Origin of the sequence: Rothia mucilaginosa (assembly GCF_019334805.1) — a bacterium.
Taxonomy (GTDB): Bacteria; Actinomycetota; Actinomycetes; order Actinomycetales; family Micrococcaceae; genus Rothia; species Rothia mucilaginosa_C.
On the sequence record NZ_CP079822.1, the window covers coordinates 1,706,133 to 1,731,371 of the forward strand.

A 25,239-nucleotide genomic window follows, 5' to 3' on the forward strand; every position below is an offset into this window, starting at 1 on the left:
AATCGTGGCTCAGAACGAAGAGCAGATCGTAGTCGAGGAAGAGCTGACCAGCTACACCTCGGAGTCCGCTGCCCCCGCAGCGGCTAAGGCAGCACGTCCGGCACTGACCGTTGCAGGCGCAGCAGTTGGTCGCCGCAAGGAAGCAGTGGCACGCGTTCGCGTTGTGCCCGGTTCCGGCAACTGGACCATCAACGGCCGTAGCCTGGAAGACTACTTCCCCAACAAGCTGCACCAGCAGGACGTCAACCAGCCCTTCAAGCTCCTGGAGCTTGAGGGCGCATACGACGTCATCGCACGCATCAACGGTGGTGGCCCCTCCGGTCAGGCAGGTGCTCTGCGCCTGGGTATCGCTCGTGCACTGAACGAGATCGACCGCGAGAACAACCGCCCCGCACTGAAGAAGGCTGGCTACCTGACCCGTGACGCACGCGTCATCGAGCGTAAGAAGGCTGGTCTTAAGAAGGCACGCAAGGCTTCGCAGTTCTCCAAGCGTTAATCGCTGGTTTTTACGAAGCGTTACGCCCCGCTTCTCCTTCGGGAGATTCGGGGCGTTTTGCGTATCTACTCACCGTGAGCGTTACAAGGTTATAGGGTGCATATAACTGTTACGTTTGTTCATTGAAGAGCACCCCGGTAGAGTTAAAGAGTCAAAGCAGACAGGAAGAAAAGAGTACTCATGGCAGAGCAGAATCCCTCCACCAAGCCCGAAGAAAAGGCAGTGGAGGCTCCTCAGGCTGAAGCCCCCCAGCACACCGCTGAAGGCGCACACGCACACACCGGTTCTGAGAAGAAACAGGCCATCAAGGAAGCCCTGAAGCCCCAGGCACGCCGTACCTCCGTCGTTGAAGACTACTCGGCAGAGCTGGACGAAATGGCTTCCCTCACCCGCGCCCTCGGCAAGGACAAGAAGGACGACGAAACCTCTCAGGCATGGAAGAAGGGTTACCCCTACGACACCAAACTCAGCCGTAAGGCATACGAGAAGGAAAAGCGTGCCCTGCAGATTGAGTTGCTGAAGCTACAGCTCTGGGCTAAGTCCACCGGTCAGAAGATCCTCATCATCTTCGAAGGCCGTGACGCAGCAGGTAAGGGTGGCTCCATTAAGCGCTTCACCGAGCACCTGAACCCCCGTGGCGCTCGCGTTGTCGCACTGGAGAAGCCGACCGATATCGAGCAGACCCAGTGGTACTTCCAGCGTTACATCAAGCACCTGCCCTCCGGCGGCGAAATCGTCCTGATGGACCGCTCCTGGTACAACCGTGCCGGCGTTGAGCGCGTTATGGGCTACTGCACCCAGGCACAGTACTTCGAGTTCATGCGCGAAGTTCCGGACCTGGAGCGCATGCTGGTGAACTCCGGTATCCACATCATCAAGTTCTGGTTCTCCGTCACCCGCGAAGAGCAGCTCGCACGCTTCACCTCCCGCCGTACCGACCCGGTTCGTCAGTGGAAGCTTTCCCCCACCGACCTGGCGTCCCTGGACAAGTGGGACGACTACACCGCGGCAAAGGAAGCAATGTTCTTCTACACCCACACCGGTGACGCTCCCTGGACCGTCATCAAGTCCAACGACAAGAAGCGCGCACGTCTGGAAGCAATGCGTTACGTGCTCACCCAGTTCGACTACCCCTCCAAGGATGAGGCAGTTGTGGGCGAGCTCGATTCGCTGATTGTCCGCTCCGCATCACACGTCTTCGAGGACGAGTCCGGTGACTCCCCCGACGGCTTCCCCGTCGTCAAGTAAGCGTGGATAAATAGGGGAGAATAAAAACTCAACCCTACGGCGATAGAGCCGCCAAATAGCTTGCATTATGAAGGTGCCTGTCTCTCTTTTCCCAACCCCGGGAACGGAGAGCAGGCACCTTTGCGCGTCTGCAGAAATATTAGCTATGAAGCAGATATGTAGCCGCTGAAAATCACTTTCTGATTATGAAGAATTTACGGTGTATGCGCCTAAGCAGAGTTACGCACAACGTAAAATAAAAGGGTGACTGAACGACTTTTTGGAACCGACGGCGTACGCGGTCTGGCAAACGATGTAATTACTCCCGCCCTGGCTATGGAGCTCGCGCAGGCGGCTTCTATTGTTCTGGGCTTTGACACGGTAGAAGAGGGCGTACGCCCCCGTGCCGTGATTGCAAATGACTCCCGATCCTCTGCAGACTTTATTGTCTCTGCGATGAAGGCTGGCTTCGCTAGCGCAGGTGTTGACGTGCTGGATGCCGGCATTGTCCCCACCCCCGCAGCAGCTTACCTGGTGGCACACACCGGTGCTGACTTTGGCGTGATGATTTCTGCATCGCACAACCCCGCAGCGGACAACGGTATTAAGTTCCTGGCTCGTGGCGGCCAGAAGCTGGAAGACTCCGTTGAGGACGCTATTGAGCGCGTTTACCGCGAGAAGTCCTTCCGCTACCCGACCGGTGGTGCTGTGGGTACCGTCAAGCCCCTGGAGAACGGTACCGAGGCTTACGTGAAGCACCTGGTCTCCACCCTGCCCGAAGGCAAGCCCCTCGACGGCATGAAGATTGTTCTGGACTGCGCAAACGGTGCAGCCTACGCGGCGTCCCCGGCAACCTTCGAGGCACTGGGTGCAGAGGTCATCGCACTGGCTGTAGAGCCCAACGGCACCAACATCAACGACGGTGTGGGTTCCACCCACCCCGAGAAGCTGCAGGCAGCTGTCGTTGAGCACGGCGCGGACCTCGGTATCGCCCACGACGGTGACTCCGACCGTTGCCAGGCAGTTGACGAAAAGGGCAACCTGGTAGATGGCGACCAGATCATGGCTATCCTGGCTGTTGCCGCTAAGCGCGAAGGTAAGCTCGCAAAGGACACCCTCGTCGCAACCGTGATGAGCAGCCTGGGTCTGGAACTGTACCTGCGCGAGCACGGTATTACCCTGGGCCGTACCGCTGTGGGCGACCGCTACGTCCTCGAGTCTATGCGCGAGCACGGCTACAACCTCGGCGGCGAGCAGTCCGGCCACGTCATCATGAGCGACTACGCAACCACCGGTGACGGCGTTCTGACTGGCATCCAGCTGGCTGCAGAGGTTGCACGAAGCGGCCAGACCCTCTCGAATCTGGCATCCCGTATGCAGCCCACCCCGCAGCGTCTGATCAATGTCAAGGGTGTTGACCGTGCGGCTGTGAAGACCAATGAGGCGCTCGCTACCGCTGTGAGCGAGGCTGAGGGCGTACTGGGTGAGAGCGGCCGCGTGCTACTGCGTGCATCCGGCACCGAGCCTCTGGTGCGTGTGATGGTTGAAGCTGCAACTCAGGAGCAGGCTGATGAGGTTGCTCAGCAGCTGGCTGACGTTGTGGCTAAGGAACTGGCACTCTAAACGTATTCTCTTCCGGCGCGAAGACCGTAATGGAGGATAGAGAAAGGGCTGGGAAGGTAACACCTTCCCAGCCCTTCTCCGTTATCTTGGGTGGGGGAGGGGGACGAGGATACGGAAAACCCCCGCATCCACAGGGGATACGGGGGTTTGAAACTTAGTGGTAGAGAGCAGAGAAATTACTTCTTTGCCAGAGCGTCGCGGATCTCCTTCAGGAGGTCAAGCTCGGTCTCTTCCTTTTCAACAGCCTCGTCTTCAGCCTTCTTCTTAGCCAGTGCGAGTTCAGTCAGCTTCTGAGTGGGGATAACAACTGCGAAGTACACAGCAGCTGCAATCAGGACGAAGTTGACAACAGCGGTCAGGAACACGCCAACCTTGATCTGGCCGAAGACCAGGAACTCATCGAAGTTGGGGGAGCCAACCAGCATGGAGATAGCCGGCATCAGGACGGCCTGGACAAGAGAGGTCACCACAGCGGTGAAGGCGGTACCCATGATCAGACCAACTGCGAGGTCGATGACGTTACCGCGGATCAGAAAATCTTTAAAACCCTTAAGCATGAGATATAGAATAGCGCCTTTCGGGTGTTCAAAATGCCATATTCTGAGAAAATTTTCACTGTAAAGTATGTGTTTTTCTTCACAGTGGTTCTATGGCACTCAATACTTAAGGTCTAGGTCACATGAAGCTGACTAAAACTCTCTAAAACCTGCGAAAAACCGCGGATTTACAGGACTTGTACGCGAAAAAATATGCATCTACTGTGCCTATTTAATTCCGACATGGAAGCCAGAAATACGACACGCATCACCACTCGACGCACCGGACAAAGCCAAAAACTTAGCTCAGAGCCTAGTTCGCACTTGCATAGTCGGGTGCCGCACCCGTACCGATAAACTCCTCAAAAGTCTTCGCACCCGAAGACACATACTCCTGAGCAATCTGCACACCCACATAACGGTAATGCCACGGCTCAAAACGATAACCGGTCACCGACTGACGACCATCAGGGAAACGCAAAATATATCCGTAACGCGGAGCATTCTTAGCCAACCACTGACCAGCCAGTGTATCGCGGTAACACTCCTCCAGACGGCAACCCTCAGGAGAAGCAAAGTCAATCGCCAAACCAGTCTGATGCTCCGAATAGCCGGGACGAGCCGACAACTGATCCGCCACCTGCTGGCCGTTCACCGAAACCCAATACTGATAGGTCTGCTGCTGCACCGCATACGAACGATATGCGCTAGAAACAAGCAGAGTCACGCCGTCGGTCGCCGCCGCATCAATCATCGTGTCCGCCGCCTTAGCCGCCTCAGCACGCAATTGATGACCATAGAACTCCACCAGGTCGCTCGGCTCCCAGTCCTGTTGCTCAAAGGGGCGCATCTTATTCACGAGGCAACGCAACGAGTCCGGCTGAGACTCAACACTGGGCTGAGCAAGAGCCAACGGGGACGAAGACGCGCTCGCAGAAGCCGAAGCGCTTGCAGAAGCACCGGTAGCAGAAGCAACAGGGGAGGGCGCGGCAGAAGAGGTCGCCGCAGTGGAAGAGACACTAGAAGAAGCCGTTGAAGCCGTCGCAGACTCAGACGCAGAAGCGCTCGCTGCAGAAGATGAAGAGGAGGCACCCCGGCCCTGCGAGCCACAAGCCGCCAACAAGGCGGTACCGCCAACCCCCAAAGCGGCACCCAAGAGAGTGCGGCGGTTCAGCGCAGAACTATTAAGAGACTCCTGAGCGGTAGACGTACGGTGCAGAGACTTCACAATAACTCCTCATCATGGCGTAGATGCAAACAAAAAGCGCCAGAAGCCTAAACCCACCCCGCGAGGGAGTGGAGCCTCCGGCGCCTTCTACTAGAATGCACCACAATACCGGCTAAAAGCCGCACACGAACACTAAAAACCTAAAGAACCTCTAGTTCTTACGCAGAAGAACCTGCTCCACGGTATGCTCGGCGCCCTTCTGCAGAATCAAATGCGCACGAGCACGAGTCGGCAAAACATTCTGCACCAGATTAGGCTCATTCACGCTCTTCCAAATGCCGGTCGCTACCTCAACCGCCTGCTCATCGCTCAACTCCGCATAACGCTTGAAATATGACTCCGGATTCGCAAAAGCTGAAGAACGCAGAGTCAAGAAACGATTTACATACCAGCGCTCAATATCCTCAGTGCGGGCATCTACATAAATAGAGAAATCAAAGAAATCACTCAGCGTCAGATCAGAAGTCTCCGGACCCTCAGCCTGCGAAGGCGCCAAAACATTCAAACCCTCAAGAATCAGAACATCCGGTGCGGTGACCTCAATATGCTCATCCGGCATGATGTCGTAATACAGGTGTGAATACTTCGGCGCCACCACACGCTCGGCACCGGACTTCACCTGCGACACAAAATTCAACAGAGCACGGCGATCATAAGACTCCGGGAAACCCTTACGGTGCATAATACCGCGACGCTGAAGCTCAGCATTCGGGTACAAGAAACCATCCGTAGTCACCAACTGAACCTTCGGAGTCGAAGGCCAACGGCTCAAAAGAGCCTGCAAAATACGTGCCGTCGTCGACTTACCCACAGCAACAGAACCCGCCACACCAATAATGAACGGGACGCGGCGCTGAGACACATGCAGAAAATCATTCGTCATATGGTTCAACGAAGAAGCAGCAGTCACATACAGGTTAAGAAGACGAGAAACCGGCAGATAAATACGCTGCACCTCCTCAAGGTCGACAGTTTCACCCAGGCCTCGAAGAGACTCAATTTCCTCAGCACTGAGGGGAACAGAAATCTCATCGGCTAGGTGCGACCAACGGGAACGGTCAAGATGCATGAAGCGGTCATCGCCAGAAAAATACGGTGCGGTGCTCATTTATCTAAGTGTACGAACTTTCAGCCCGTGGGGAAAATATCTACTCTCACGGTATGTCTGAAGAAATAAATGTATGGAAAGAAAAGGGTAAAACCTGAAAAAGCCAGGAAAGCCACAATAAACGTGACGTATAACGGTATTTCACCGTGCGCATATCTGGATACTTGTGGGATAAACTTATAGCATGTGTGGAATCGTAGGATATGTAGGTCTGGACACTGCTCCGGACGGTAACAAGTTTGACCACAACGCATACGATGTGGTCCTCGAAGGTCTGCGCCGCCAGGAATACCGCGGCTATGACTCTGCTGGCGTGGCACTCGTGTGCCCCGACGGCATCGTATTCCGTAAGAAGGCTGGTAAGCTCCTGAACCTCGAAAACGAGGTTAAGGAAAACCCCCTGCCGGACTCCCAGATTGGTATCGGTCACACCCGTTGGGCTACCCACGGTGGACCCACCGACAACAACGCTCACCCCCACGTTGTCGACAACGGCCGCCTCGCCGTCGTACACAACGGTATTATCGAAAACTTCGCAGAACTGCGTGCCGAACTGCTCGCCGAAGGCGTAGAGTTCGCATCTCAGACCGACACCGAGGTAGCTGCAGCAACCATCGCAAGCATCTACAACAAGCTCGGTACCGGTGACCTCACCGAGGCAGTACGCGTCGCATCCAACCGCCTGGAAGGTGCTTTCACCATCTTGGCTATTCACGCCGACCACCCGGACCGCGTTGTGGCAACCCGCCGCAACTCCCCGCTGGTCATCGGCCTGGGCGAGAACGAGAACTTCCTCGGCTCTGACGTCTCCGCGTTCATTGACTACACCAAGGAAGCCGTCGAAATGGGTCAGGACCAGATCGTGACCATCACCGGCAGCGACTACTCCATCATCGACTTCGAAGGTAACCCCGCAGAGGGCAAGCCCTTCCACATCGAGTGGGACGCAGCAGCAGCCGAAAAGGGCGGCTACAACTCCTTCATGGAGAAGGAAATCCACGAGCAGCCCGCAGCTGTTGAGCAGACCCTCATGGGCCGCCTCGACGAGAACGGCAACCTGACCCTCGACGAGCTGAACATCGACGACTCGGTGCTACGCTCGATCGACAAGATCATCGTCGTCGCATGTGGTACCGCAGCATACGCAGGCCAGGTGGCACGCTACGCCATCGAGCACTGGTGCCGCATCCCCACCGAGGTTGAGCTCGCACACGAGTTCCGCTACCGCGACCCCATCGTGAACGAGAAGACCCTCATCGTGGCACTCTCGCAGTCTGGCGAAACCATGGACACCCTGATGGCAGTGCGCCACGCACGCGAACAGGGTGCAAAGGTTATCTCCATCTGCAACACCCACGGCTCGACCCTGCCCCGCGAATCCGACGCTGCGCTGTACACCCACGCAGGCCCCGAAATCGCAGTGGCATCCACCAAGGCATTCCTGGCACAGATCACCGCAGCATACCTGCTTGGCCTGTACCTGGCACAGCTGCGCGGCAACAAGTACAAGGACGAAATTGCTTCGATCCTTGCCGAGCTGCAGAACATGCCCGCAAAGATCCAGAAGGTCCTCGACAACGACACCCAGGTCAAGGAACTGGGCGTCGAAATGAAGGATGCCTCCTCCGTGATCTTCCTTGGCCGCCACGTGGGCTTCCCCGTCGCAATGGAAGGCGCACTCAAGCTCAAGGAAATCACCTACATCCACGCTGAAGGCTTCGCAGCAGGCGAGCTCAAGCACGGCCCCATCGCACTGATCGATGAAGGCCAGCCGGTCATCGTAGTGGTTCCCTCCGCAAACGGTCGCGACTCCCTGCACGGCAAGGTCGTCTCCAACATCCAGGAAGTGCGCGCTCGCGGCGCCTTCACCATCGTCATCGCAGAGGAAGGCGACGAGGCCGTCAAGCCCTACGCAGACCGCCTCATCACCGTCCCGGCATGCCCCTCGCTGCTGCAGCCCCTGCTGGCAACCGTGCCCCTGCAGATCTTCGCATGCGCACTGGCAGAAGCTAAGGGCCTGGACGTTGACCAGCCGCGTAACCTCGCAAAGTCCGTGACCGTGGAGTAATCCTCTGGAGTAATCCTCGGAAATCGCCTCAGCGATAACGACAAGGGCGGTGGTTGAGTTCTTAGAGAACTTGACCACCGCCCTTGTCGTTTAACCTGGTGGTTATTCGTGGATGACCCAACAAAAATAGACGCTGTGAAACAGATATCAACTATGCGTCATATTTGCCGCTATCCCATCTAAAAGAAACGAATCTCGCTAGACTTAAAACAAGAGAAACCGCAAACAGGACGCGGCACCACCCCTAGCCCAGAAGGTGAAGCTCATGATCATGGGAATCGGCGTAGATACCGTCAACATCGAACGATTCGAACGAATCGTCACCGAAACACCAGCCTTCGTCCGCCGCGTCTTCACCCCCAACGAACGTACCCGGAATGTACGCTCCCAAGCCGTACGATTTGCCGCCAAAGAAGCCGTCGCAAAAGTACTCGGAGCACCCGCCGGACTCAACTGGCAAGACTGCGAAGTCGCCACCGCCGAAAGCGGCCAACCCTACCTCATCATTCAGGGCACCATCGCCCGCCGAGCCAAAGAACTCGGCATCAACCGTATCCACCTGTCGCTGACCCACGACGAACCCATGGCCATCGCCATTGCAACCGCCGAATACCTCAGCGATGCAGAACTGGCACACCTGCAAAAGTTCAACCCCGAAAGCTACCGACTCAGCGTCATCGCCGGCGACGATACTATCGACGAAAACTAACGCCACCGACGATTAACGCAGAGCCACATCAACACCACACCCGGTGACCCCTAAGGCCCGCACGGTGCCACCCAAGGAGACAGCAATGAAGCTCATCTACACTGCTTCCCAGGTACGCGAAGCAGAAAAGCCCTACATCGAAGCCGCCGACTACGACGGCTACCTCATGCAACGCGCCGCAGACGCCGTCGCAGCCGAAGCACAGGAGCTACTCCACGGCAAAGACACAGCAAAAATCCTGCTGCTCATCGGCCCGGGCAACAACGGTGCAGACACCATCTACGCCGGCGCCCGCCTCAGCGCCAAGGGACACCGCGTTGATGCAGTCATCTTCGACTCCAGCGAAAAGAACCTCGAACTCATCGCCCGCGAAGGCGGCGAAGGCACCCGCGTGCTCGACCCCGAACATACCCTCGAACAGCTTGCAGGCTACGACCTGACCATTGACGGCATCCTGGGTACCGGCTCCAGCGGCGCCGTACGCGGTAGCGCCGGTGAATACCTTGGCGTACTCCGCGCCGCGCAGCTCGACGGTAAGCTCGGCGCAGTCCTCGCCGTCGACACCCCCTCCGGAGTCGACAACAACCGCGGAACCGTGCACGAACCCTCCCTGCGTGCCGACCGCACCGTCACCTTCATCGGTCACAAGCTGCCGGCAGGCACCAGCCACAGCGTCCACTCCGGAGACATCAAACTCTACGACCTGGGCGTGCCCGAAGCCCTCGACGCCCACAAGCCCGCCCTGCGTGTTCTCGACCGCGAAGACTACCGCGAACTCATCGAAATCCCCGACGAGCACTCCCACAAGTACACTCGTGGCGTACTCGGCATGCTCACTGGAAGCCTCGAATACCCCGGCGCAGCCCTCATGAGTGTGCGTGCTGCCCTCAACACCGGCGTTGGTATGGTTCGCTTCGGTGCCAACTCCCACGAGCTCCGCCAGCTCATGATCGCCCACAACCCCGAAACCGTCTACTTCAGCGGCGCACCCGCCCTGCAGAGGGTCACCGTGTGGGCCGGCGGCTCCGGCTCCAGCTACGACTCGCTGGACAAGAACCGCTACCTGCTCCACTCGCCCGAACCCGCAATCCTCGACGCTGGTGCCTGCGACCTGGCGGCAGAATACATGGCAACCGGTAAGCACCTCGGATCCCACAAGATTCTCACCCCGCACGCGGCAGAACTCGAACGATTCCTGCGGGTCGTACACGAGCTCGCCCCCGAAACCTGGAAGAAGCACCTGGGCGAAGCCATCGTACCCAGCCGCAAGGACATTGACGCAGAGCCCTTCCGCTGGGTGCGTGCCGCCTCCGAACTCTCCGGCGCGACCGTCATGCTCAAGGGCGGTTACACGCTCATTGCGGCACCCAACGGCGCCACTTACAGCGTTGCCGGAGGAAGCCCCTGGCTCGCCACCGCAGGCAGCGGAGACACCCTCACCGGCATCTACGGCGCCCTGCTCGCCCAGACCGTAGCCGCCTTCGAAGCCCGCGGAGAAACCCTGGAAGACTGCACCTACGCCTCCATCGGTGCGCTCGCAGTCTACCTGCACGGTGAAGCCGCACGCGCCAGCGCCACCGGAAGCGTCAAGGACGCACTGCTGGGCCCCGCCCCGGCAACCCGCGTCGCGCAGATGCTCCCCGAAGTCATTGCGCGACTCATCGCCGAATAGGGCAGAGGCGCCCAGTACGCCGCCTCCAGCCTAACGCCCTCCAGAGATTCTAGAGCGTCTCTCAATGAACCAGGCAGAAGGCACAAAGGAAGGGGCGTGAATCCACCGGAAATGGATTCACGCCCCTTCTGTGCGTTTATATCAATGGATGATGCCAAGCTGCCTGTGCCGGAACAGCATCTTCAAAAACGGCATACATACCAGCGAGAGACCCCCAACTCTTCTTAGTACGCGCCTTCCTTAGCGAAAACCGCACGGACAGTACGCAGAAGAATAATGAGGTCACCGGTAAGCGACCAGTTCTCAACATAGTAGAGATCCAGACGAACCGACTCTTCCCAAGAAAGGTCACTACGGCCAGAAACCTGCCACAGACCGGTAATACCGGGCTTCACCAGCAGACGGCGGTACGCAATGTCCTCGTACTGCTCAACTTCCTCAACCAGCGGAGGACGCGGACCCACCAGCGACATATCGCCAATGAACACGTTCCACAGCTGAGGCAACTCATCAATCGAGTACTTACGGATGAACTTGCCGATGGGGGTAATACGCGGGTCGTCCTTCATCTTGAAGAGCACACCATTACCCTCGTTCTGCTCCAGGAGGCGCTTCTTAACCTCTTCGGCGTCAGTACGCATCGAACGGAACTTCACCATCTTGAAAAGCTCACCGTTCAGACCCACACGATTCTGCAGGAAGAAGACCGGGCCACCATCACGCTTCACCAGCAGCGCCACCACCAGGAACAGCGGAGACAGCAGAATCAAACCCAGACCCGAAGACACAACATCCACAGCGCGCTTGAAGAACGCCGACAGACCGGTAATACGCGGCGTCGACACGTGCACCAACGGCAGACCATTCAGCGGCTGCATGTGCATACGCGGACCAGCAATATCGGTCGTCGCAGGAGCCATAATCAGCGAAATATGCGCATCAGCAAGCTTCCAACCCAGCAGACGAACCTGATCCGGGCTCAAGTGGTGACCATTCGTAACCGCGACCATGTGAATATCGTTCTCGCGGATGGCCTCCATAATGTCAGCCGGAGAAGTGCTGTAACCAAGGACCGGAATCGGAGCGCCAGCAACAGTAGTACCCGGGGTGAAACCGGGCAGGTAGAACGCAGCGGGGGACAGGCCGGAAGCAACCACATCCTTCAGGTTCTTGTACAGGTGCTGACCGGTCGTCACATCAGAAATAATCATGACGCGAGTCAACGCACGACCGCGAGTACGCGAACGCACCAGACCCTGACGAATCAGCCAACGCTCAACGAGCAGAAGGAACAGACCCAGCGGGTAAGCAATCAGCAGGTACATACGGGTGACGTCAACCTTAAGGAAGAACGCCACAATAATCAGCAGGCAGAAAAAGTAAGTAGTACCGCGAGTAATGAGGCGGTACTCCTCAGTGCCGAACCCCATGATGCGCAGGCTGCGGGAGCCGTTCACCTGGAGGATAAACCACCAGCCGACAACCATACCAACGCCCAGGAAGATGTAATCAATAGCGGGAATACGGCCATCCAGGGCGTTAATAGGCCAAACGTTCACATAGGGCAGGTCAGCATTCTCCCACCCGAAACGAATCAGATGCGCAGCGACAACCGCAATAGCAATGGCGAGAAAATCGCCAAAGTAAAGGGCACGCTGAACCTTGGGATGCCAGCTTCGCTTGACGACGAAGTCTGAACCCCACATTTTTTTAAGACGATCTTGTACTTTCAACGGTGTAATCTTCCCCGGAAATTTGTCCTGTGTCGTGGACTGAGAGCGGCGAATAGGCACATTTACCCCTAATTATCGGTGAATAGGGAATCGTGTCCTAGTCTTTGTCCTGATGAATGAGTGAACCCTTAATCTTACTGAGTGAAAATAATGGCAGAGACTACGGCAAAGGCGCTGGTAAGACGCCTAGTGGAGCGTTATATGAGCCCACAGAGCGCATAAACGTGTTCCGTAAACTATTCTACGGGGTCGGGGGTCTTCCGTCTCGAAGAATGAAGAGGCAAAGTCGCTCCGGTGTGATGAAATCAATCACAGAAAAAGAAGAGAATAAGAGCCTCCGGGAAGAATGCCTAGTGGAGCTAAGAAACTCCCAAAACTACCGGTATGTTTCACGCACCTGCAGAAAAACAATAACCGGCATATAAAAAGACAAACCCCGGAGGCTCAATAACAAACCCTACGCACACGGCGTAAAAGGGACATTAAGGACGCTCAAGCCCCGCACGATCCAAAATGAAATCAATCATCGGCTCATAACGGCGCGGCGGAACGTTATCGTCCATCGGCACGCACACCGGCAAATCTCCCTGCTCAGCCGCAACAAACAGACCCGGATCATTACAATCCGCAATGCCAATCGTCAGCAGCTTACGAGTAGACGCCGCATAACCACCCATACCGTGATCCGAAACCACCAGGTCCGGGGTCACGCCACGCGCCTCCAGCTGATCCAAAGCGATGCGCATCGGGCCGGGGAAATGCGTATGCTGCAGGTTGCCGTACTGCTCAAACATCACGACATCCATAATCTGGCGGACGTCGCCGTCCAGGAAACGCTCGCCCTCCTCAATCTGAAGAACCTCAGCACCAGCAGCCTTCGCCGCCGCAGCCATCACCGCGTACATGGGGAACAGACCCGCCGGGTGACCGGTCGCAAACAGAATACGAGAACCCGCACGCACCGCCTCGCCAAAGATACGGGCGTACTCCTCCAGCGCGCTGATGCACTGCTCGGCACCAATAGTGTCCTGACCGTGAGTATGCGAACGGTCCGGGTTCAGACCCGCGCGGCGGACCATCACCTCAAACACCGAATCGTAATCCCACTCGCGGGTCCACTGCACACCAAACTCAAGGTGCTCATTACCATCCAGGAAACCCTGAATATGGTCCAGGTTATTCTCTCGGGCGGTCGCTACCTCACCGGTAATACGCACCGAATCCAGGTACGCGGCGAACTCATCGCGGCTCATGGAGAAAGACATTAAAACTCCTCACAACGTGAAAAATACATTACTGCGAGATACCCTGACGTACCTCGGCATAAGCTTCAAGGGTTCGGCGCGCCGTCTGATCCCAACCCATCGTGCGGGCACGCGCCGCGGCGTTCGCACCCAACGAATGACGCAGATACGGGGCACGCACCAGACGCTCAATAGCCGCAGCCCAACGCTGCGGAGTACGAGGCGCCACCAGCAGACCCGTACGGTGGTTCTCCACCGCATAGCGCAGACCGTCAGCATCCGTAGCGAGCACCGCCGCGCCGCATGCCTGCGCCTCCAGCGCCACCAAACCGAACGTCTCAGATGAGGACGGGGACGCCACAATATCGGCGGCACGGAAAATGTTCGCCAACTCAGACGCCGGAACCGGGTCCTTCAAATGCACCCGATCCGCCACACCCAGCTCAGCTGCACGCTGCAACAGGCGGCGCTCATAATCCGAATCGGAACGACCAATAATATCTACGTCCACCTGCAAGTCATCGGGGAGCAGCGCGAGTGCCTCCACCAGCAGATGCGGGCCCTTCAACGGCTGAGGCCTACCGGCAAAAACAATGCGGCAACGAGTCTCAGAGGTGTCATTGAGCGGATGCACGCCAGGAATCGTATGGAAAATCGAGGTGTCAACACCCGGCGGGATAGTGGCAAGCTTCTGCGCGTCCGTACCGTAATACTCGCCCATCTGCTGCGCCTCCAGGGGAGTATTCACAATCACCCGGCTCGCGGAGCTACTCATCAGGCGCTCGGCGGCATAGCGCTCCTCGGGTTCGGGCGCCTCACCTTCGCCGCGGCGCGCATCCTTGGCAGCAGCCGTCGTATGCGGAGTAAAAAGAACAGGAACCGGGAAGCCAACGCCCTGAGCCGACCACAGGTCGGATGCACGAGCCGCAGCCTGACCCGACAGCCAATAGTGGGCGTGAATAATATCCGGGGTGTACAGTGCCTGCTCCACGCACGCCTGCGCAAAATCATCGGTGACCGCAGCCAGCTCATTCTTCGAAAGACCACGGGCGGAGGGCAGATCAAGACTGTGGCGCACAAGGCGCTCGCCGGGCTGAGGAGGCTGACGGAACGGCGAATCGGTCGGAAGCGCCTCACCGCGATCCAGGGTGAAAACCTCAACCCGCAGCTCCGGATCCAGTTCCAGCATGGCATGCACCGACCGGGCAATATAGACGTTCATGCCGCCTGCATCTCCGCTACCGGGCTGCGCAAAAGGGTCGGTGTGCATGGAATACACGTGAACCGTCCGAACCGGCGGCAGAGTGCTCATCGATGCTTTCCTCTCTAAAGGGGTACCTGACCTAGTGTAGCGCGACAGGACTTTCGCACAGCGGGAGGTCTAGAATTTAGTAGAAGAGAGGCTGCTCAAGTACAGCCTGTAGTACCCGCCCGTCAGAAACGAAGGACCATGACTCACCCTCAGCAGCCTGCCGAACCGCTTTACTGCCCGCCCTGCGCTCCCGGCCAGGTGGAACGTAGCGCCACGATTGATCTTGACGCGCTGGAACATAATGTGCGCCGACTCAAGGAACTGATTGGCGACCGCGCGCTCATTGCAGTGATTAAGGCGGATGCGTACGGTCACGGCGCGTACCCGGTGGCACGTTCGGCTATTGCAGCCGGTGCTGACCTGCTGGGTGTGGTGCACGTGAACGAGGCGCTGGAACTGCGTGCTGACGGTATTGATGCGCCGCTCATGGCGTGGCTGCACACCCCCTCCACCGATTTTGAGGCTGCACTGCAGGAGAAAATCCGCCTGGGTGTTTCCGGCTGGGACCTGGAGGCGGTAGCCGCCGCTGCTGAACGCACCGGCGAGCGCGCTATCGTGCATCTGAAGGCTGATACCGGTCTGGGCCGTAACGGTGCCACCGCTGCGGATTGGCCTGCGCTGGTGGCTCGCGCCGCCTCCCTGGAGGAGTCTGGGCTGATTACGGTTGAGGGTATTTTTAGCCACCTGGCGGTTGCGGATGAGCCGACCCGCGCCGAGACTGCGCAGCAGGTCGATACTTTGGATACTTTTGTGGCTCAGGCTCGTGAGGCTGGCCTGAATCCGAAGATGGTGCATCTGGCGAACTCACCGGCGACCTTGACCGCCTCGCTGGAGGGCTGGGATACGGAGGCGCGTCTGCTCGGTGACGGTGTGCGTTGCGGCCTTGCACTCTACGGTCTTTCCCCGCTGCCGGAGGTCACCGCTGAGGAACTGGGCCTAAAGCCCGTCATGACGGTGGGTAGCTACATTGCCGCCGTGAAGGAAGTTCCTGCAGGTCAGGGCGTTTCCTACGGTCTGCGCTACCACACCGAAAAGCCGACTACCCTGGCGCTGGTGCCGCTCGGCTACGCTGACGGTGTGCCGCGCATTGCGGAGAACGCGCCGGTGCGCATCTACCCGGGCGCGCAGAACGCGGAGAACGGCTCCGTGCCTAATAACGCGGAGGGTAAGACCTACCGCGTGGTTGGCCGCGTCGCTATGGACCAGATGGTCGTTGACCTGGGCGAACCCGGCCTGAGCGACCCCGCCCTGAGCTACCTGGGTGCTCCCGCCATCCTTTTTGGTGCCGGTGAGAACCCGCCCGTGGAAGAGTGGGCGGATGCCGCGCAGACCATTAACTACGAAATCGTGACCCGCATTTCGCCCCGCGTGGAGCGCCTCTACGTCGGCGGCTCCTGGGTTGAAGCTGAACTGAACGAGCTGTGGGGCACCGGTCAGGAGCAGGAGGGCTAATGAGCACTGAGTATATTTCTGCCGCCCTCGACCTGGATGTGACCGGCCCCGACCATACCCGCCGACTGGCGCTCACCCTGGCGCAGCACCTGAACGCCGGGGACGTACTGTTGCTCTCGGGCGAGCTCGGTGCGGGTAAGACCACGTTCACCCGCTCCCTGGGTGAAGGCCTGGGCGTGCGCGAAGGCGTTATCTCGCCGACTTTCGTGCTCTCGCGCGTGCATCCGAACCTGCCGGACGGCCCCCGCCCCGGCGGCCCCGACCTGGTGCACGTGGACGCCTACCGCCTCTCCAGCGCCGAAGAGCTCGACGACCTGGATCTGGAGTTCTCCCTGCCGCGCTCGGTGACCGTCATCGAGTGGGGCCGCGATAAGGCTGAGCACCTGAGTGATTCCCGCCTGGAGCTGGACTTCACCCGACTGACTGGCGCGGATGCGCGCTTCGCCTACTCGGGTGCCGAAGAGTTCAGCTGGGACGACGAAGACGAAAGCGACGAAGATGCGGACACCCCCGAACCTCGCCTGCTGCGGGTGCGCGCCTTCGGCCCCCGCTGGGAGCACGCTTTCGACGCTCTGAAAGAGGCCCTGCAGAGCGCCTAGAGCCCGCGCGTTAGAATGATAGGGTGCTAGTACTTGCCCTTGATTCATCCGCCACCGCATCTGTGGCGCTCGCCCGTGTGCACGGCTCCGAAGCCGGTGCGTCCTTCGAAATCCTCGCCCGCTACGAGAGTGAAGATACCCGCTCCCACGCTGAGGTAATGGGGCCCTACGCGCAGGCTGCCCTGCAGGACGCTGGCGTGCGCGGCGAAGATTTGGATGCGATTCTGACCGGTACCGGCCCGGGACCTTTTACGGGTCTGCGTGCCGGTATCGTTACTGCGCGCGCTCTGGGTTTTGCCTGGTCGGTGCCGGTGTACGGCATGATGAGCCTGACCGCCCTGGCTGAGCGCGCTGTGTCTGGTGTGGTTGCCGGTGAAGCTGGTGCAGCTGCTGGTGAAGAGAACGCAGAACGAGCGTTCGCTTCTGCGGATCTTGTCGAAGGTGCTGAGCTGCTCGTGCTCTCCGATGCACGCCGCCGCGAAGTCTACTCCGCCCGCTACCGCGTGAACGCCGAAGGCTACAGCCTGGTGGACGGCCCGAACGTATGCCCCGCCTCCGAAATTCTGCCCGGTGGGGCTCCCTCCTACGCCTACGGCTACGGCGCCGGCCTGTACTCCGAAACCCTCGAAGAGCACGGCTGGACCATCGTCGAATCTGCCCACGAGGTTCACCCCCACGCCGAGTACCTGGTTGCCGCCGCGGCACGCCTGGGCGTAGAGAACCTGAGCGAGGACACCTCCGCCCAGTACCTGCGCGACTCGGATGCAAAGGTCCCCGCCGCAATGCTCGCCCGCCAGCAGAAACAGGCAGCTACTCAGGGTTCCGCCGCGCAGACTGCCGCGCATGAAACCGGGCAGAAGGAGAGCTAAATGAGCGCTACCGAAAATATCGTGCGAGATGACCTGGCACTGGGTGCCCGCCTGCGCGTTGCAGAACTTGCCGATGTGCAGGCAATGCACCGCATGGAAACCACCCTGTTCCCCGCCGACGCCTGGCACATCGACATGTTCCTCGAAGAGCTGACCCACCCGACCCGCACCTACTACATGCTCGAATTGCCTGCAGAAGGTTCGGAAGATAACGAGGGCAGCTGGCGCGCTATCGGCTACTGTGGAACCATGGTCGTAGCCGACACCGCCGATGTTCAAACCATTGGCGTGCTCCCCGAGTACGAGGGCCGCGGCTTCGGTCGCGCCATGCTCGAGCAGATGCACGAGCGTGCCCGCGAGCAGGGTGCCGAGCGCATCCTGCTGGAGGTGCGTGCCGACAACCCGCGAGCCCAGCGCCTCTACGAACGCAACGGCTACCGTGCGATTCACGTACGCCGCGGCTACTACGATGACGGAACCGACGCCATCATTATGGAATGCACGTTCTAAATACTCCGTTGGGCTAAACGGCAATCCCCGCACTAGGGGCAAGCTTCCACCGCCCTCTACATCGCAGTATCCCTACAACACAGCATCCTTACATCACTGCAACTAGAAGCACTACGCGCAGACAGCGCAACAGAAAGATGAACTATGAGCACTCGCGAACCCCTCGTTCTGGGCATCGAATCCTCCTGCGATGAGACCGGTATCGGCATTGTGCGCGGTGCACAGCTGCTCAGCAACACCATCTCCTCCTCCATGGAAGAGCACGTGCGCTTTGGCGGCGTGATCCCCGAAATCGCCTCCCGCGCTCACCTGGACGCCATGATTCCCGCCCTCAAGGCGGCACTCGCCGAAGCAGACATCACCCTCGATCAGGTGGACGCTATCGCCGTCACCGCGGGCCCCGGCCTGGCTGGCGCGCTCATGGTCGGTGTCTCCGCAGCGAAGGCGCTCGCTATTGCCACCGGCAAGCCCCTCTACGGCATTAACCACCTGGTCGCCCACGTTGGTGTTGGTCTGCTTGAGGATAACGGCACCGAGGACGGCTCCGACCTGCTGGCGAATGCCGGTTCCGGTGGTCTGGGTGCGCTGCTGGTATCTGGCGGTCACACCGAAATTCTGCAGGTGCGCGACATTACCTCCGATGTGCGTCTGCTCGGCGCGACCCTCGACGACGCCGCAGGCGAGGCCTACGATAAGGTCGCTCGCCTGCTCGGCCTGGACTACCCTGGCGGCCCCGCGATTGACCGCGCCGCCGCTGATGGCAACCGCAACGCCTTCGTGTTCCCTCGCGGCCTGTCGAACCGCAAGTTCATGGGCACCGCCGAGGAGCCCGGCGCGCACCGCTACGATTTCTCCTTCTCGGGTCTGAAGACCGCCGTGGCGCGCGTGATTGAAAGTTTTGAAGCAGCCGGTGAAGAGGTCCCGGTTGCCGATATTGCCGCGTCCTTCCAGGAGGCGGTCGTGGACGTCATCACCAAGAAGGCGATGCTTGCCTGCCGCGAGCAGGGCATGAAGACCCTGCTGCTCGGCGGTGGCGTGGCGGCTAACTCGCGTCTGCGTGAGTTGCTTGCCGCCCGATGCGCCTCCGAGGGGGTGCGCCTAATCATCCCGAAGTTCACCCTGTGCACCGATAACGGCGCGATGGTTGCGGCACTGGGTGCCCGCCTGGTCGCCGCCGGCCGTGAGCCCTCGGGCGTGGACTTCACGACGGACTCCTCGCTGCCCGTGACCACCGTTTGTTTCTAAACTGTCTGCTTCTAAGCAGGCTGCCTCTACAGGGATTACCAGCGCGAGCGCGTTGATGCGGCTCGCCTCGAAAATGCTCATAGAAATGCCTCGGCGCAGTTTTCCAAAAGGACTCTCCCAAAGGACTGCGCCGAGGCATTTTCTGTCTTCAAACTTGAGTTGCGGGGGAGCGGCTCTAGCGCAGTGCTCGCGCACGGGACTGCGCGGCAACATCCAGCGCCACCTCACGCAGAGAGCCGGTCTTCTCAAAGACCGCACGCTGACGATCCGCACCCGTGCCCTCGGTGAGGATGCGGCGTACCTGCGCCAGCTCTACCTCGCAGTCAAGGTCGCGTGCCACCGGCTCCAGCTTGGGCAGAAGCAGCTCAAAATCTTCACGCAGGGTGCGCTGCACCGGCTCGTTAGAGACCACGATCTTAGCTTCCAGGCCGTAGCGGGCAACGCGCCACTTATTCTCCTGTGCGTGCCAGGGGGCGAGCACCTCGATGCTTTCACCCGCCTCAATACGGCGGGAGAAGTACTCCACCAGGCACTGCGTGAACGCTACCAGAGCGGCAATATCCGGCAGGGAGGCGAGGCCATCGCAATAGCGCATCTCAATGGTGCCGTAACGCGGAACCGGGCGAACATCCCAACGGTCCTCGCTCGGGTCGTTAATCACGTCGGTTGCCACGAGCGACTCCAGGTAGTCGCTGTACTGCTCCCAGGTATCAAAGTGGAAGGGCAGACCGTTCGTCGGGAGCTGCTGGTAGAGCTGGGTGCGGTGCGATGCGTAACCGGTGTCGATTCCATCCCAGTAGGGGGAAGAACAGGAAAGCGCCAGCAGGTGCGGACCGTAGTTGGTCAGCGCGTCAATGAGCGGCAGAACCTTATCGCGAGAATCAACGCCCACGTGCACGTGCACACCGTAAATGACCATGTGGCGGCCCCAATACTGGGCGCGCTCGACCACACGCTGGTAGCGTTCCTTCGCCACGACCGGCTGGTCAGCCCAATGGGAGAAGGGGTGAGTGCCGGCGGGGTAGAACTCAATGCCGAGCTCATCGGTAATGTCACGCAGAGTATCCGCCAAATCCTGCAGCTGACGGCACGCCTCAGCGACGGTGCGACAGATGCCGGTCACCACCTCGAGGGTGTTCTCCAGGAATTCGCCGGTCACATGCGCCCGGTCGGAGGCGGGCTTGAGCAGTTCGGGGCGGCGCTCGCGCAGGATGGACAGCACCTCGCTGGCGCGCTGGGTCAGTTCGCCGCTTTCACGGTCGATAAGTGCAATCTCCCATTCCACGCCGAGGGTGGACTGCGGGGAGGAAGCAAAGTCGATCATATGGCCTTTCCTGCGTCTGGAAATAGGGTCGTGCATGGTGCCGACTATGGAAGTTATTATCGGTGGGCTCTACCCGGTCGTGCGCTAGCTGGTGAGAGCTGGCTTTCGCGGGGAGTACCTCTACTAGGCACCGTATCTTTATCAGGCACCGTATCTAGTGTACGGTCTTGCGGTGCCCGGTGCCCTGTCGGGGGCAGAATCCGGAACGGGAAACGTCACGAATCGTTAAGAACGGTAACCTGTCCTCGGGGCTGGGCAGTCAGGGTTGGGTAGCCAGGGTTGAGTAGTCAAGGCTGGTTAGTTAGGGCTGGCGAGGTTGGAGCGGGCGCACGTGCCAGCCGACGCGGCGTGAATCCCTACCCGAGCCGATGCGGGTAAAGACCAGCGTTGCCGGACGGTACGAAGATTCCTGTGCACCCTTCTGCGCACCAGAAGAAGAATTAGCGTTCTTTTTCTGTTTCTTCTTGGACGGCTTAGAGCCTGCAGAACCCAGCAGACGCGCACGCAACTGCTCCGGAACAATATCCACGCCACGCTTCTTAATCGTCAGCGCCGTAAAGCCCTGCTCACGCACCCAGCGCTTCAACTGCTTCTCCTGCAGGGGAATCTCCTCCAGCACCTCGTAGCAAGCAACCAGCGGATGCTCCACCGGCTCGGCAGAACACAGGTACGCCAGGTGCTCATCCAATAGAAACGCGCCAATACTCTGCGCAAACTCAGCAACCAGATGCGAGCGCACAATCGCCGGGGCAGGCTCCAGCAGGTACTCACCGGGCTGCGGCAGGGATACCGGAACGTCGACGCTCTGCTCCGCCTCTTCCGCTGTCAAGGGGCTACGGAAGCTGACCGCTTCATAGGGCGGCAGTAGGGCACTAGTTTCGGCAGAACCTTCGGCGGGGCCTTCGTTGCAGTCGGTCTCTTCGGCGGACACTTCGCGCACCGAGGTTGCCGTGCGAGCCACCCCCTCCTGAGCCAGCGAGTTAAACCAGAGCACCAACTCGGCGAGGGAACCCTCCGACTGAATCCACTCCGCCTCAACGCGCGGGTTAGGATTCGCCTCCGACGCAATATCTTCGGGTGAGGGGATGCCCTCATGCGGAAAACCGGGACCCAACTTCACGCCCATCGGCACGCCTGTACGAGCCAGATTCAGAACGAACGAGAACGGGGGAGAGAACGCCTCCGGATTAAAAAGGCGCTCCGTCTGAGCCTTCTTCGCACCGCGCAACTCGCGGCGTGCCGGGTCCATCCACACAATGCCCACCGGCTCACCGGCAGTGTCCAGAAGTTCACCGTGCACGTAATTGGTCACATCCCCCGAATACACGCGCGCCTGCGGGCAAAACTCAAGGTTCTTCGCCGCAAAAGAAGCCGTCAGCGGATCCAACTCCACCGCAACCACGGCACCGCGCTCCGCCGCATACACGGCAGAATCCGAGGCGATACCGCACCCCAAATCAGCCACCGTGCCGGCAACCGGGCGCAGACGCTGAGCGCGATAGTGCGCAATCACCGGGCGGGTCGCCTGCTCCGCAGCCTCCTGAGTCAGCATGAGCGTGCGGGCGCGCTCGCCGAACTTGGCACGTGCACGGGTGCGTGCTTGCGCCAGCGAGATAATCTGTGCAGACTCCTCGGGGCTAAAACCGCGCGAACGCAAAGAAGTGACGGCGCTGAGTGTGTCCGAGCCCAGCGGGTAGAGCTCATCGGCTGCCGCGAGCGCTTCGGCGCTGAATGGAAGCTTGGCGGCGGGAGTAAAAAGGGATGCGGGAATAGGCATGCTCCTCATTTTACGGGGTGCCGATTTTGGCGGGTGGGAAGCCCGATTCGCCCAGCTTTTTGCTCAGCGTTCGCCTTGCGGTGAAACACCCCGGCAGAGGGGCGCTTTTCTTGACCGAAAGCACGGGTGAAACTAGAGTTGAGGTAGCACTCGAGACAGTCATCGGGCGCGCCACTGCGCCGCTGTCTCGCATCAAACGTAAATCCACAACCCGGAGGAACCGATTATGGCTATCAAGCCCCTGGAAGACCGCGTCGTTATCAAGATCGAGCAGGCTGAGCAGACCACCGCATCCGGTCTGGTCATCCCCGAAACTGCGAAGGAAAAGCCGCAGGAAGCACGCGTTGTCGCCGTTGGCCCGGGCCGCGTGGATGAGAAGGGCAACCGCATTCCCGTAGACCTCAAGGAAGGCGACGTTGTCGTGTTCTCCCGCTACGGTGGCACCGAGGTTAAGTACCAGGGCGAAGAGTACCTGATTCTCTCCGCACGCGACGTTCTGGCAATCGTCGACTAATATTTTCAGATGCTCATGCGCCGTACCGCTCATCCGGTACGGCGCATGAGCTATCATCAGCCCCTTAAAAATTTCCTTTCTGTGACGCACTAGGAGTAGCGAACACATGGCTAAGCAGCTTGAATTCAACGATGCCGCCCGCAAGTCCCTGCAGGCTGGCGTCGATAAGCTGGCAAACGCGGTCAAGGTAACCCTCGGCCCGCGCGGGCGCAACGTTGTGCTCGACAAGCAGTGGGGTGCACCCGTCATCACCAACGACGGCGTGTCCATTGCCCGCGAAATTGAACTGGACGACCCGTACGAGAACCTGGGCGCCCAGCTGGCGAAGGAAGTCGCCACCAAGACCAACGACGTTGCCGGTGACGGCACCACCACCGCAACCGTGCTCGCGCAGGCACTGGTCAATGAGGGCCTGCGCAATGTCACCAGCGGCGCGGCACCCGCCGACGTCAAGCGCGGCATCGAGGCGGCCGTGGAGGCTGTCTCCGCACGTCTGCTCGAGAACGCACGCCCCGTGCAGGGCCCCGAGGTGGCGCACGTTGCAGCTATCTCCGCCCAGTCCGAGCAGATTGGTGAGTTGCTGGCTCGCGCCTTCGAGAAGGTCGGCCAGGACGGCGTCATCACCATCGAGGACGGCTCCTCCACCGAAATTGAGCTGGACATCACCGAAGGTATGCAGTTCGATAAGGGCTACCTCTCGCCCTCCTTCGTCACCGACGCTGAGCGCGGCGAAGCAGTGCTGGAGAACAGCCTCGTGCTGCTCTACCAGGGCAAGATTTCCACCATCGCAGAAATCATGCCCGTGCTCGAGAAGATCGTCCAGGCGAAGAAGCCGCTGACCATCATCGCAGAAGACGTTGACGGTGAGGCGCTCTCCGCACTGGTCGTGAACAAGCTGCGCGGCACCATCAACGTGGTCGCTCTGAAGGCTCCCGGTTTCGGTGACCGCCGCAAGGCAATCATGCAGGATTTGGCAATTCTGACCGGCGGCACCGTCGTGACCGGTGAGCTCGGCATCGACCTGCCGCAGGTCACCCTGGAGCACCTGGGCTCGGCACGCCGCGTGACCGTCACCAAGTCCCACACCACCATCGTGGACGGCGGCGGCGACCCCGAGGCAATCGAGGACCGCGTGCAGCAGCTGCGCCGCGAAATTGAGCGCGTGGATTCCGAATGGGACCGCGAGAAGCTCAAGGAGCGCCTGGCTAAGCTCGCCGGCGGCGTGGGCGTCATCAAGGTCGGTGCCGCAACCGAGGTTGAGGCGAAGGAACGCAAGCACCGCATCGAGGACGCTGTGTCCTCCACCCGTGCCGCTCTGGAAGAGGGCATCGTCTCCGGTGGCGGTTCCGCACTGGTTCACGCGCTGAAGGCACTGGACGGCATGGACCTGGGCAACCACGACGCAAACGTGGGTGTACAGATCGTTCGCCGAGCCCTGGTTCAGCCGCTGCGCTGGATCGCTGAGAACGCTGGCGAAGACGGCTACGTCATCGTCTCCAAGGTCTCCGAGCTGCCCGTGGGTCATGGCTACAACGCCAAGACCGGCGAGTACGTGGACCTCATCGAAGCCGGCGTGATTGACCCGGTGAAGGTGACCCGTTCGGCCCTGCAGAACGCCTCCTCCATCGCGGCTCTGGTGCTGACCACCGAGACCCTGGTGGTTGAGAAGCCCGAAGAAACTGAAGAAGACTAAATAGTGTGTGTGCCTGGTGCCGCCCCCTCCATCATGGAGGCCGGTACCGGGCACTCGCTGTCGGTAGGCTCGGGCGCGCTCGCGTTCGAAGGGCGCTAGAACCTGCCGACAGCCTCCCGCTGAGGGACGCTTACTATGAGTGCTTCTCAGCAAAGAAATCTTTAGCGGTTTACTATAGAAGGTAAGCTGTTCCCGTTTGCGCTCAAACCACCTTGTGGGGTGCGAGCAGACGGGTTCGTACCGCATCTTGACATATGCAACGTATAGGCTGAGCTTCTCACCGATGAAGCCAGCATCCGA

General features: G+C 59.7%; 21 protein-coding genes. 13 read left to right on the plus strand and 8 right to left on the minus strand.

What is annotated here, in order from left to right; all coding sequences use genetic code 11:
- The first annotated feature begins 4 nt into the window (after positions 1–4).
- From rpsI to glmM, 3 genes are all read left to right on the plus strand, one after another.
- The gene (rpsI, locus tag LPB405_RS06840; protein ID WP_005505036.1) at positions 5–496 is read left to right on the plus strand and encodes a 30S ribosomal protein S9; all 492 of its coding nucleotides are present in this window, start codon (positions 5–7) and stop codon (positions 494–496) included.
- A 180-nt stretch (positions 497–676) separates the two neighbouring features.
- Positions 677–1,744, plus strand: coding sequence for a polyphosphate kinase 2 (ppk2, locus tag LPB405_RS06845; RefSeq protein ID WP_012903067.1), 1,068 nt, complete (start codon positions 677–679; stop codon positions 1,742–1,744).
- 243 nt (positions 1,745–1,987) lie between these two features.
- Positions 1,988–3,346, plus strand: a complete 1,359-nt coding sequence (glmM, locus tag LPB405_RS06850) for a phosphoglucosamine mutase (protein ID WP_219100851.1) — start codon at positions 1,988–1,990, stop codon at positions 3,344–3,346.
- Between the two features lie 176 nt (positions 3,347–3,522).
- Here the strand turns inward: glmM and mscL are convergent, their stop codons facing one another.
- The 3 genes from mscL to coaA all read right to left on the minus strand — a co-directional run bounded on the left by mscL (position 3,523) and on the right by coaA (position 6,218).
- Positions 3,523–3,903, minus strand: a complete 381-nt coding sequence (gene mscL / locus LPB405_RS06855) for a large conductance mechanosensitive channel protein MscL (protein WP_049363200.1) — start codon at positions 3,901–3,903, stop codon at positions 3,523–3,525.
- A gap of 292 nt (positions 3,904–4,195) precedes the next feature.
- Complete coding sequence (locus tag LPB405_RS06860) at positions 4,196–5,110, minus strand: M15 family metallopeptidase (protein WP_219100853.1); 915 nt, start codon at positions 5,108–5,110, stop codon at positions 4,196–4,198.
- 151 nt (positions 5,111–5,261) lie between these two features.
- Positions 5,262–6,218 (minus strand): type I pantothenate kinase, encoded by a 957-nt coding sequence (coaA, locus tag LPB405_RS06865; protein ID WP_005505041.1) that lies wholly within the window; start codon positions 6,216–6,218, stop codon positions 5,262–5,264.
- Between the two features lie 184 nt (positions 6,219–6,402).
- Here coaA and glmS point away from each other — a divergent pair, with 184 nt between their 5' ends.
- The 3 genes from glmS (at position 6,403) to LPB405_RS06880 (ending at position 10,667) form a co-directional block, all read left to right on the plus strand.
- On the plus strand, positions 6,403–8,286 hold the full coding sequence (glmS, locus tag LPB405_RS06870; RefSeq protein WP_049341792.1) for a glutamine--fructose-6-phosphate transaminase (isomerizing): 1,884 nt from the start codon (positions 6,403–6,405) through the stop codon (positions 8,284–8,286).
- A 265-nt stretch (positions 8,287–8,551) separates the two neighbouring features.
- Positions 8,552–8,995: a holo-ACP synthase gene (locus tag LPB405_RS06875; protein WP_049356365.1), complete on the plus strand. Its 444-nt coding sequence runs from the start codon at positions 8,552–8,554 to the stop codon at positions 8,993–8,995.
- A gap of 85 nt (positions 8,996–9,080) precedes the next feature.
- Complete coding sequence (locus LPB405_RS06880; protein WP_219100855.1) at positions 9,081–10,667, plus strand: bifunctional ADP-dependent NAD(P)H-hydrate dehydratase/NAD(P)H-hydrate epimerase; 1,587 nt, start codon at positions 9,081–9,083, stop codon at positions 10,665–10,667.
- Positions 10,668–10,891: 224 nt separating this feature from the next.
- Here the strand turns inward: LPB405_RS06880 and LPB405_RS06885 are convergent, their stop codons facing one another.
- The 3 genes from LPB405_RS06885 to LPB405_RS06895 form a co-directional block, all read right to left on the minus strand.
- Complete coding sequence (locus LPB405_RS06885; protein ID WP_219100857.1) at positions 10,892–12,373, minus strand: sugar transferase; 1,482 nt, start codon at positions 12,371–12,373, stop codon at positions 10,892–10,894.
- Between the two features lie 509 nt (positions 12,374–12,882).
- Positions 12,883–13,665: a phosphatase gene (locus LPB405_RS06890; protein WP_049341800.1), complete on the minus strand. Its 783-nt coding sequence runs from the start codon at positions 13,663–13,665 to the stop codon at positions 12,883–12,885.
- Between the two features lie 28 nt (positions 13,666–13,693).
- Positions 13,694–14,956: a glycosyltransferase gene (locus LPB405_RS06895; RefSeq protein ID WP_049363214.1), complete on the minus strand. Its 1,263-nt coding sequence runs from the start codon at positions 14,954–14,956 to the stop codon at positions 13,694–13,696.
- Positions 14,957–15,094: 138 nt separating this feature from the next.
- Between LPB405_RS06895 and alr the strand changes: the two genes are divergently transcribed.
- The 5 genes from alr to tsaD all read left to right on the plus strand — a co-directional run bounded on the left by alr (position 15,095) and on the right by tsaD (position 19,631).
- A complete protein-coding gene (alr, locus tag LPB405_RS06900; RefSeq protein WP_219100859.1) occupies positions 15,095–16,408 on the plus strand; it encodes an alanine racemase in 1,314 nt (437 codons plus the stop codon).
- Complete coding sequence (gene tsaE / locus LPB405_RS06905) at positions 16,408–17,007, plus strand: tRNA (adenosine(37)-N6)-threonylcarbamoyltransferase complex ATPase subunit type 1 TsaE (RefSeq protein WP_219100861.1); 600 nt, start codon at positions 16,408–16,410, stop codon at positions 17,005–17,007. The genes alr and tsaE overlap by 1 nt, the downstream gene beginning before the upstream one ends.
- A gap of 23 nt (positions 17,008–17,030) precedes the next feature.
- Positions 17,031–17,876 (plus strand): tRNA (adenosine(37)-N6)-threonylcarbamoyltransferase complex dimerization subunit type 1 TsaB, encoded by an 846-nt coding sequence (gene tsaB / locus LPB405_RS06910; protein ID WP_219100863.1) that lies wholly within the window; start codon positions 17,031–17,033, stop codon positions 17,874–17,876.
- Entirely contained in the window at positions 17,877–18,386 is a 510-nt protein-coding gene (gene rimI, locus LPB405_RS06915) for a ribosomal protein S18-alanine N-acetyltransferase (protein WP_219100865.1), read from the plus strand.
- A gap of 144 nt (positions 18,387–18,530) precedes the next feature.
- Positions 18,531–19,631, plus strand: a complete 1,101-nt coding sequence (gene tsaD / locus LPB405_RS06920; RefSeq protein ID WP_219100867.1) for a tRNA (adenosine(37)-N6)-threonylcarbamoyltransferase complex transferase subunit TsaD — start codon at positions 18,531–18,533, stop codon at positions 19,629–19,631.
- Between the two features lie 175 nt (positions 19,632–19,806).
- Here tsaD and LPB405_RS06925 read toward each other — a convergent pair whose 3' ends face one another.
- Complete coding sequence (locus LPB405_RS06925; protein ID WP_219100869.1) at positions 19,807–20,955, minus strand: glutamate--cysteine ligase; 1,149 nt, start codon at positions 20,953–20,955, stop codon at positions 19,807–19,809.
- 301 nt (positions 20,956–21,256) lie between these two features.
- Positions 21,257–22,732, minus strand: a complete 1,476-nt coding sequence (locus tag LPB405_RS06930; RefSeq protein ID WP_374021072.1) for a class I SAM-dependent methyltransferase — start codon at positions 22,730–22,732, stop codon at positions 21,257–21,259.
- 226 nt (positions 22,733–22,958) lie between these two features.
- Between LPB405_RS06930 and groES the strand changes: the two genes are divergently transcribed.
- Both groES and groL read left to right on the plus strand, forming a co-directional pair.
- Positions 22,959–23,246, plus strand: coding sequence for a co-chaperone GroES (gene groES, locus LPB405_RS06935; protein ID WP_219100873.1), 288 nt, complete (start codon positions 22,959–22,961; stop codon positions 23,244–23,246).
- A gap of 106 nt (positions 23,247–23,352) precedes the next feature.
- On the plus strand, positions 23,353–24,939 hold the full coding sequence (groL, locus tag LPB405_RS06940; protein WP_049363229.1) for a chaperonin GroEL: 1,587 nt from the start codon (positions 23,353–23,355) through the stop codon (positions 24,937–24,939).
- Positions 24,940–25,239: the final 300 nt, after the last annotated feature.

Excerpts from the sequence above, each read along its gene's own strand:
- groES (WP_219100873.1), top strand. The coding sequence starts at position 22,959 with ATGGCTATCAAGCCCCTGGAAGACCGCGTCGTTATCAAGATCGAGCAG.
- LPB405_RS06925 (WP_219100869.1), bottom strand. The coding sequence starts at position 20,955 with ATGATCGACTTTGCTTCCTCCCCGCAGTCCACCCTCGGCGTGGAATGG.
- LPB405_RS06875 (WP_049356365.1), top strand. The coding sequence starts at position 8,552 with ATGATCATGGGAATCGGCGTAGATACCGTCAACATCGAACGATTCGAA.
- glmS (WP_049341792.1), top strand. The coding sequence starts at position 6,403 with ATGTGTGGAATCGTAGGATATGTAGGTCTGGACACTGCTCCGGACGGT.
- tsaE (WP_219100861.1), top strand. The coding sequence starts at position 16,408 with ATGAGCACTGAGTATATTTCTGCCGCCCTCGACCTGGATGTGACCGGC.
- rimI (WP_219100865.1), top strand. The coding sequence starts at position 17,877 with ATGAGCGCTACCGAAAATATCGTGCGAGATGACCTGGCACTGGGTGCC.
- alr (WP_219100859.1), top strand. The coding sequence starts at position 15,095 with ATGACTCACCCTCAGCAGCCTGCCGAACCGCTTTACTGCCCGCCCTGC.
- LPB405_RS06930 (WP_374021072.1), bottom strand. The coding sequence starts at position 22,732 with ATGCCTATTCCCGCATCCCTTTTTACTCCCGCCGCCAAGCTTCCATTC.
- LPB405_RS06880 (WP_219100855.1), top strand. The coding sequence starts at position 9,081 with ATGAAGCTCATCTACACTGCTTCCCAGGTACGCGAAGCAGAAAAGCCC.
- LPB405_RS06885 (WP_219100857.1), bottom strand. The coding sequence starts at position 12,373 with ATGTGGGGTTCAGACTTCGTCGTCAAGCGAAGCTGGCATCCCAAGGTT.
- ppk2 (WP_012903067.1), top strand. The coding sequence starts at position 677 with ATGGCAGAGCAGAATCCCTCCACCAAGCCCGAAGAAAAGGCAGTGGAG.
- mscL (WP_049363200.1), bottom strand. The coding sequence starts at position 3,903 with ATGCTTAAGGGTTTTAAAGATTTTCTGATCCGCGGTAACGTCATCGAC.
- groL (WP_049363229.1), top strand. The coding sequence starts at position 23,353 with ATGGCTAAGCAGCTTGAATTCAACGATGCCGCCCGCAAGTCCCTGCAG.
- coaA (WP_005505041.1), bottom strand. The coding sequence starts at position 6,218 with ATGAGCACCGCACCGTATTTTTCTGGCGATGACCGCTTCATGCATCTT.
- LPB405_RS06895 (WP_049363214.1), bottom strand. The coding sequence starts at position 14,956 with ATGAGCACTCTGCCGCCGGTTCGGACGGTTCACGTGTATTCCATGCAC.
- tsaD (WP_219100867.1), top strand. The coding sequence starts at position 18,531 with ATGAGCACTCGCGAACCCCTCGTTCTGGGCATCGAATCCTCCTGCGAT.
- LPB405_RS06890 (WP_049341800.1), bottom strand. The coding sequence starts at position 13,665 with ATGTCTTTCTCCATGAGCCGCGATGAGTTCGCCGCGTACCTGGATTCG.